Raw genomic sequence first — 6,299 nt, 5'->3', positions numbered from 1 at the left:
AAAGGAAACGGGACTTCAAGGAGGCAATAGACCAATTTTTTGCAGTGACTCTTCCAGAGATCGCAGGCTCTTTGGCATCTCGAATTAATGATAATTTTCAGATTCTCAAGCCTGCATCTTCAAGTTGATTCGGTATAAACCAGATATTTGTGGCTTCTTTCAATGAATGAACCCCAGCTATCTGGTTTCTTGATTGGTGAGATTGTATGAAAGCAAGAGTAGAAATAGACCCCAAAGGACGTAAGAATGTTATCAATGCCTGCTCTGAGCCTTGTGCGATAGAAAAAGGCATGCGGATCTTGGGTTCTAAGTGGAAAGGTTCCATCATCTACCACCTGAAAGACGGCCCAGTCAGATTTAATGATCTTACAAGAATGTTGGGCGGAGCCAGTAAGAAGATGGTTGACCAACGCCTAAAAGAGCTAGAAAGTGAAAATATGGTGGTACGTCGCGTGATCAATGACAAGCCACTAGCGGTGAGTTATGAGCTGACTGAGTTTGGCACAAGCGCTCTGACAATTCTTGATGAATTGAGGAAGTGGTCTGAAAGTAACAATGTTCAGATTAAATAATGTGCCGTTCAACAGTGTTGGCTACAACAATCACTGACAACCGAATTAAAAAAGGCAACCTGTTACGAGGTTGCCTTTTTAATTCTTACCTTTGAAGGCTTGAGGCTTAGTAGTCTAGCGTTCCTCGGATTGGGTAATGGTTATTTGGATCACGAATCCAGGCTAGACCGCGAGTTAATGCGCCAAGCTCTGGCCTTACAAATGGGTTGTTTGATAGGTCAACGACATGGACATTGCCGTGCTCATTGACGACAAATAGCCCCGGCTCTGCAAAGTTATGGTCCGTTTCTGCTTCTGAACGCGGTAGAGAAATATAAAGCCCTAACGTCTTCATTTGTTGCTCACTTAGACCATAAGCAATAGGGAAACTGATATCGAGCTTTTCTAGATGTTGTTCTAATTGTTGCTTTGAATCGCCAGAGACAGCCAAAATATCAACGCCTGCATCGCTGAAGGCCTGTTTGTAGGTCTCAATTTCATTAAGGTATTTGGTGCAAAGTGGACAATGCTTACCACGATAGATAAACACCGCTTGCCATGTTGCATCACCTTGAGGCTGACCTAGCGTAACTTTGGTCCCATCCAAGGTTGTTGCTTCTAATGTAGGGAAAGTGTCACCGGCTTTGAGCTTCTGTGAGTATGTCATCTCGACTCCTTGAATTGAGTTTACAAATAAGTAGATAAAAAGATAAACCACTAGGAAACCAGTTGTAAATGGTATACTTTTAGTAACCTAGCTATGGGCGTGAGAATGTCTACCTCGTCTGGATGAAAACGGCAAAGCATTATTCTGCATCCGCCTTAGCCATCAGTTCAGATAGGATTTGTTTATAACCTTCAACTGGGTGCGCCCCAGAAACGCCAGACTCACGGTTGAAGACGACCGTTGGCACACTTGAAACACCCATTTGCTGCCATTGTTTCTCTGCGTTACGTATCGCACTACGTTGCTCCGCATCATTTAGCCAGCGCATTCCTTCTTCAGGGTCAAGGCCTACAAAGATTAGCTCTTGCTTGAGAATCTCGCGGTCAGAGATGTCTTTCTGCTCACTGAAAAATGCGGTAAATAAACGCATTTTTAGTTCAGTCTGTTTGCCCAAACTCTTGGCGTAATCAAGCAGAAGGTGTGCGTCAAATGTGTTCACCATCTTCATGTCATCAAAGTAGTTAAACTTGAAGCCATGCTCCGCGCCAATGCTGGCGATACGAATACGCGCGTTTTTACTTTCCTCTACGCTACTGCCATATTTACGTACAACGTGCTGACGAAGGTTTTCTCCCTCAGCAGGCATATTCGGATTGAGCTCAAAAGGTTGCCATTCAATCTCGATGCGGTCTTCAATGCCAAGCTCTTTAATAGCGGCTTGTAAGTGGTTGTAACCAATAATGCACCAAGGGCAAACGACATCACTAATAATGTCGAGTTTAATCATATTACTCATGATGATTCCTTATTAGAAAGTACTGTAGGCGTTACGCAAACAGTACTTGAGTGGTGTTATTGCTGTTGGTTTAGATTAACGCTCGTTAGGATGCGTCCACGCATATTTTTGGAATGGCGCATCAGGTTCAGTATGTGCCAGTGCGTTAGTGAAGTTCGAGATAAGCTTTGCAGACAAACCCGTCAGTACTTCAAGTGCTTGACGCTTGGTGAAACCTGCATCTAGGAAGGCTTGTAGTCTTTCATCACCAATATGACCACGGTTATCAAGCAGCTCTTTAGTAAAATCATGCAACGCTTGTAACTTCACATCAGGAATTGGAGTACCTTCGCGCAGCGCTTCAATCACTTCATCTGGCATTTTGCCTGCTGTCATCATCCATGTATGACCCGGAACGCAGTAGTGACAGTTGCTCTCAAAGTTCGCTGTCATGAAGACCACCTGCTGCTCTAGCGGGCTGAATGTTGTGTTCTTGATAAACAGCCCGAAAACCGTGTTGTATGCTGCGTACGTCGCTGGTGCTTCAGCAAGAACTGCGTGCAGATTGGGTAGCATGCCAAAGCCTTTAAGAGACTGTTCTACCAGAGCTTTAGACTCTTCAGGTGCGGTTTCGGCGTTGTAACAAGTAAATTCAGTGCTCATGGTTATCTCCTTAGAAGTTAGCGTCTAGGTGCGCTTCACAGCGAGCAAAGTCGTTCTCAATGTCTGCGTTTTTCATAACGTCGTAGCAAGCAAAGGTTGGCAGTGCAGACATGCCAAAGAAGCGGAAGTTTGCGTGCATGTGGAACATCAAGTCATCAACACTACGACCTTGGAATAGGTATTCGCTATCATCATTGAATGACTCTTCTGGTGCATTGAATGTGAAAGAAAGCATGTATTTCGTATTTGTACGAGTCCCGCCTGTTCCATAATTTTTCTTTGGTTCTTCTGGCGTTCTGCCATCAAAGGCACATAGCGCACCACCCATCCCCACAGTGAATACTTCATCCATGTATTTCTTGAAAGACCATGGGATGGTCATACAGTTGACAGGAGACTGAAGGATTACGCGGTCTGCTCATTCAAAGTGCGCCAGTTGCTCATCAACTACGATGTCATCTTGCATTGTAACTACACAAACTTCGTGGCCCTTTGACTCTAACTGGGTGCGAGCTTTCTCAACTAAAGCCGCATTTAGTTTGCCTTCAGAAAATGGAGATGGTTCGTGTGCGTTAATGATTAGAACGTTACTCATGTTAACCCTTCAATATTTGGATGTTTACAGAGCGAATAATGATTTCGATGTCTTGCGGTTTATTATGGTTGCCTAGAATCAGACTGCAACTAGTTAACTTTTAGTGACCACTATAATTTTCAGTAAAATTGACAGTAAGCTGATGTTTAATTGGCACTTTATTTTTTGTTAAGAGTTAAGAGTTAAGAGTTAAGAGTTAAGGGCAGGCATAGATAAGCAGAAATAGGTTACCAAAAGGATACTGCTTGAAATATCGCAGGAGGTTACAATAATAAACCACATAAACAGAATCGAGTACTAACCGATAGAGGACATAACTGTATGGATTTATCCCAAAAACACCCATTGTGGCGTAAACCAAAACATCATCTTGATGCAGATAGCAGCAATGATCATGTGCATTGGATTGAGCTTTTTTACGATTTAGCCCATGTGGTATCTATTTTTGTTCTTGGGAACTTCTTAAGTCATCATCTTGGCTTTGGTGGTTTTGCCATTTTTGCTGCACTGTTTACCGTGATCTGGGTTGCCTGGTTTGACTTAAGCCTTTTTAACTCCATTTATGTCAGCACCGATGTCCAGCACCGTTACATTATGGCGGCGCAGATTATCACCATTATGATCATGTCATCAGCGATAGTGCATATTGATGGTGCTGGTTGGGCTTACTTTGCTATAGGTTACGCGATAAACCGAGCGATTATGTCACTGCTCTATTTCAGGGCTAAAACGGTCGAAGATAGTGAGATTTGTCTACCAAGTCGCATGTCACGAAACTTTGCTATTGCCTCAGTCATCTTCTTTATTAGTGCGTTTCTCCCTGCGCCATATAGCTACATGGTCTTTGCTGCCGGGATGGTGGTTTTAGCTGCGTTGTATGTCGCGCCAAAAGTTGGCGTACTTTACAGCAAGCGATTCTTACCGCGCTTTGGACATATGGCGGAACGTTTTGTACTGCTACTACTTATCGTTGCTGGCGAGGGCTTTTTTAAGCTTGTCATTACTCTTGCAGAAAAGGGCATCGATGATGTGGTTGGCGATGTGTTTGTTAATTACGCATTTGGTGGTCTCTCTATTTTCGTCTTATGTTGGATCTATTTTGACTTTGTTGGTAATGGCAAGCCGCGTGATAATGAGCCGAAAACATTCATCAAGTGGACGGTCGCTCACCTGTTCTTGATGCTTTCTGCTGTCATGATAGGTGTTGCACTGTCAGCGGAAGTGAAGATTAGCTTTATGGATCAATACCCATTCAAATATGCGTTGATTGGTTGTTTAGGCTTGGCGACATACCTGTATTGCTTGCTTCAGATTCAAAACGTGATTGAACTTCGCACGGCCCATCGTTTTGCTACTGCTAAAGTTCGTTATATTGGTATTGCGCTGTGCTTTGTGACGCTTGCTATTGTGTCGTTTGTTCCTTCAATTGTAGCCAATGTCGTATGGGGAGCAGCATTGTTCTCTCAGATCCTCATTCCTGTGAGAACTGCATTTAAAACCCTGACTGAAGAAGCTGAGCAATAGCTCGATTAAGCCCTTTTGTTTGAACCGCAGGGCAGTCTACTTTGCGGTTCACTGGATTGCCATTATGTATCGACCAAAAGTACCGGAACAAATCACAAGCTTTCAATTGGCAGTCTTAATACTGTCTTTGTATGTTGTGGTCTCATTAACCGTTGAACTTATCTTTAAGTTACCGCCTGAAATTCTTCAGATATTGATTTACGTAGATACCTTTATCTGCATGATCTTCTTTATCGATTTTGTGCAGCAGTATCGTGCTGCGCCATCAAAGCTTGAATACATGAAATGGGGCTGGCTTGACCTTATCTCTTGTATTCCGTTAATGGAGATGAACCAGTTTGCTCGTTTGATTCGTGTGTTTCGCCTAATCCGTGCAATCAAATCTATCTCTATGATTTCTCATGCAATCAATGAGAACAAAGCGTCGACGTCACTGCATTTTATGGTGGTCACTTCATTGATGATGATGGTGTTTGGTTCGATTTATATTCTCTATCTTGAGAAGGACATGCCGGGTGCCAATATTCATACCGCTGGTGATGCGTTTTGGTGGACATTCGTCACCATCACAACGGTTGGATACGGTGACTTTTTCCCTGTGACTCTAGAAGGGCGCATTGTTGCCATTGTTTTAATCACGACTGGCGTTGGTATGTTTGGTAGCTTTACCGCGGTTCTCGCCTCGTGGATCATGGACACTTCTAACGAGCGTAAGATGGAGGTTCAGATCTTAGAAGAGGTGCATGAGCTCAAAGCAGAGGTTCGGGAATTGAAATCAATACTAAAAAAGCAAACTGAAAGAAATGAGTAGTCTGCTATCCCGCGGCTAGACTTACCATACTTGTAGTTATTCATGAGTTTTTTCGTAACTCATTTTTGTCCGTGCGACCTGAAGTCGTATGAAGCGTTGTTCACCACGATAAGAGTGAACCATCTGTATCACCAGATGACCCTAAGCAGAACCAGAAGCTGACCAACTAGGTCTAGGACGGCTTGAACTTGAACCACTTGAGCTGTTGCTACCTCCTCCATACGAAGAGTACGAGGGCGATTGGTACGAAGAATATGAACGGTAACTACCACGACTACTGCATGCTGGACAATCAGCTCTAGCACTTGCTGTTCTGTGACCATTTACTGGTGCTGTACCTCTTGCCATTTAACGATTTCCTAAATATGAATTCAATCCTATGATAAACGATTGAATACAAGTTGAATAAATGTTTATTCAATAATTTCAATTGGTTATGATAGAATTTTGACTGTTAGACTTCGATGTGGCAGTTAATTTCTTTACTGTCGCAATCGTTGAGCGACTACATCCCAAGAGTTCTTGTACCTGCGACCAACTCTTACCTTCTGCAAGTAAGAGTTGAATATTTTCTCTTAGCCTTAAGTCAGGCTTTCGACCCTGGTATTTTCCTAATGCTTTGGCTTTTTCTATCCCTTGGGCTTGGCGTTTTCGTCGAGTCTCATAGTCGTCTCTGGCCATCGCTGCGGCTAACCCCCTCTGGCAGGATAGTT

The 6,299-nt window shown here is 43.3% G+C and carries 8 protein-coding genes and 2 pseudogenes; 4 read left to right on the top strand and 6 right to left on the bottom strand.

The annotated features are described in order from the left end of the window. Positions 1-128: pseudogene (locus tag KIV40_RS11080) on the top strand (IS630 family transposase); the annotation flags it as partial. A gap of 78 nt (positions 129-206) precedes the next feature. After that, on the top strand, positions 207-572 hold the full coding sequence (locus tag KIV40_RS11075) for a helix-turn-helix domain-containing protein (protein WP_285349203.1): 366 nt from the start codon (positions 207-209) through the stop codon (positions 570-572). Positions 573-678: 106 nt separating this feature from the next. On the opposite strand, the gene KIV40_RS11070 is transcribed toward KIV40_RS11075, so the two are convergent. The 4 genes and pseudogenes from KIV40_RS11070 to KIV40_RS11055 form a co-directional block, all read right to left on the bottom strand. Continuing rightward, complete coding sequence (locus KIV40_RS11070; protein WP_045065341.1) at positions 679-1,218, bottom strand: peroxiredoxin family protein; 540 nt, start codon at positions 1,216-1,218, stop codon at positions 679-681. 139 nt (positions 1,219-1,357) lie between these two features. Next, on the bottom strand, positions 1,358-2,014 hold the full coding sequence (locus tag KIV40_RS11065; RefSeq protein WP_285349199.1) for a DsbA family oxidoreductase: 657 nt from the start codon (positions 2,012-2,014) through the stop codon (positions 1,358-1,360). Between the two features lie 75 nt (positions 2,015-2,089). Next, positions 2,090-2,656 carry a carboxymuconolactone decarboxylase family protein gene (locus KIV40_RS11060; RefSeq protein WP_285349197.1) on the bottom strand — a complete coding sequence of 189 codons (567 nt, stop codon included), beginning with the start codon at positions 2,654-2,656 and terminating at the stop codon, positions 2,090-2,092. Between the two features lie 10 nt (positions 2,657-2,666). Continuing rightward, positions 2,667-3,251 (bottom strand): annotated as a pseudogene (locus KIV40_RS11055) (NAD(P)H-dependent oxidoreductase). Positions 3,252-3,572: 321 nt separating this feature from the next. Here KIV40_RS11055 and KIV40_RS11050 point away from each other — a divergent pair. Together KIV40_RS11050 and KIV40_RS11045 are read left to right on the top strand one after the other, a co-directional pair. Beyond that, positions 3,573-4,775: a low temperature requirement protein A gene (locus KIV40_RS11050; RefSeq protein ID WP_285349195.1), complete on the top strand. Its 1,203-nt coding sequence runs from the start codon at positions 3,573-3,575 to the stop codon at positions 4,773-4,775. A gap of 64 nt (positions 4,776-4,839) precedes the next feature. Beyond that, positions 4,840-5,586 carry an ion transporter gene (locus KIV40_RS11045; RefSeq protein WP_285349193.1) on the top strand — a complete coding sequence of 249 codons (747 nt, stop codon included), beginning with the start codon at positions 4,840-4,842 and terminating at the stop codon, positions 5,584-5,586. A gap of 128 nt (positions 5,587-5,714) precedes the next feature. On the opposite strand, the gene KIV40_RS11040 is transcribed toward KIV40_RS11045, so the two are convergent. Together KIV40_RS11040 and KIV40_RS11035 are read right to left on the bottom strand one after the other, a co-directional pair. Beyond that, complete coding sequence (locus tag KIV40_RS11040; RefSeq protein WP_285349191.1) at positions 5,715-5,909, bottom strand: hypothetical protein; 195 nt, start codon at positions 5,907-5,909, stop codon at positions 5,715-5,717. Between the two features lie 103 nt (positions 5,910-6,012). Continuing rightward, positions 6,013-6,299, bottom strand: a 287-nt coding sequence (locus KIV40_RS11035) for a helix-turn-helix domain-containing protein (RefSeq protein WP_285349190.1), incomplete at its 5' end; no start/stop codon positions are given.

It is taken from the genome of Vibrio sp. D173a (assembly GCF_030248475.1).
The sequence above is the reverse complement of the archived record's forward strand: the minus strand, read 5'-3'. Positions and strand labels throughout refer to the sequence as shown.

What these genes read in the sequence shown, in the direction of transcription:
- KIV40_RS11075 (WP_285349203.1), top strand. Translation starts at nt 207, where the DNA reads ATGAAAGCAAGAGTAGAAATAGACCCCAAAGGACGTAAGAATGTTATC.
- KIV40_RS11070 (WP_045065341.1), bottom strand. Translation starts at nt 1,218, where the DNA reads ATGACATACTCACAGAAGCTCAAAGCCGGTGACACTTTCCCTACATTA.
- KIV40_RS11065 (WP_285349199.1), bottom strand. Translation starts at nt 2,014, where the DNA reads ATGAGTAATATGATTAAACTCGACATTATTAGTGATGTCGTTTGCCCT.
- KIV40_RS11060 (WP_285349197.1), bottom strand. Translation starts at nt 2,656, where the DNA reads ATGAGCACTGAATTTACTTGTTACAACGCCGAAACCGCACCTGAAGAG.
- KIV40_RS11050 (WP_285349195.1), top strand. Translation starts at nt 3,573, where the DNA reads ATGGATTTATCCCAAAAACACCCATTGTGGCGTAAACCAAAACATCAT.
- KIV40_RS11045 (WP_285349193.1), top strand. Translation starts at nt 4,840, where the DNA reads ATGTATCGACCAAAAGTACCGGAACAAATCACAAGCTTTCAATTGGCA.
- KIV40_RS11040 (WP_285349191.1), bottom strand. Translation starts at nt 5,909, where the DNA reads ATGGTCACAGAACAGCAAGTGCTAGAGCTGATTGTCCAGCATGCAGTA.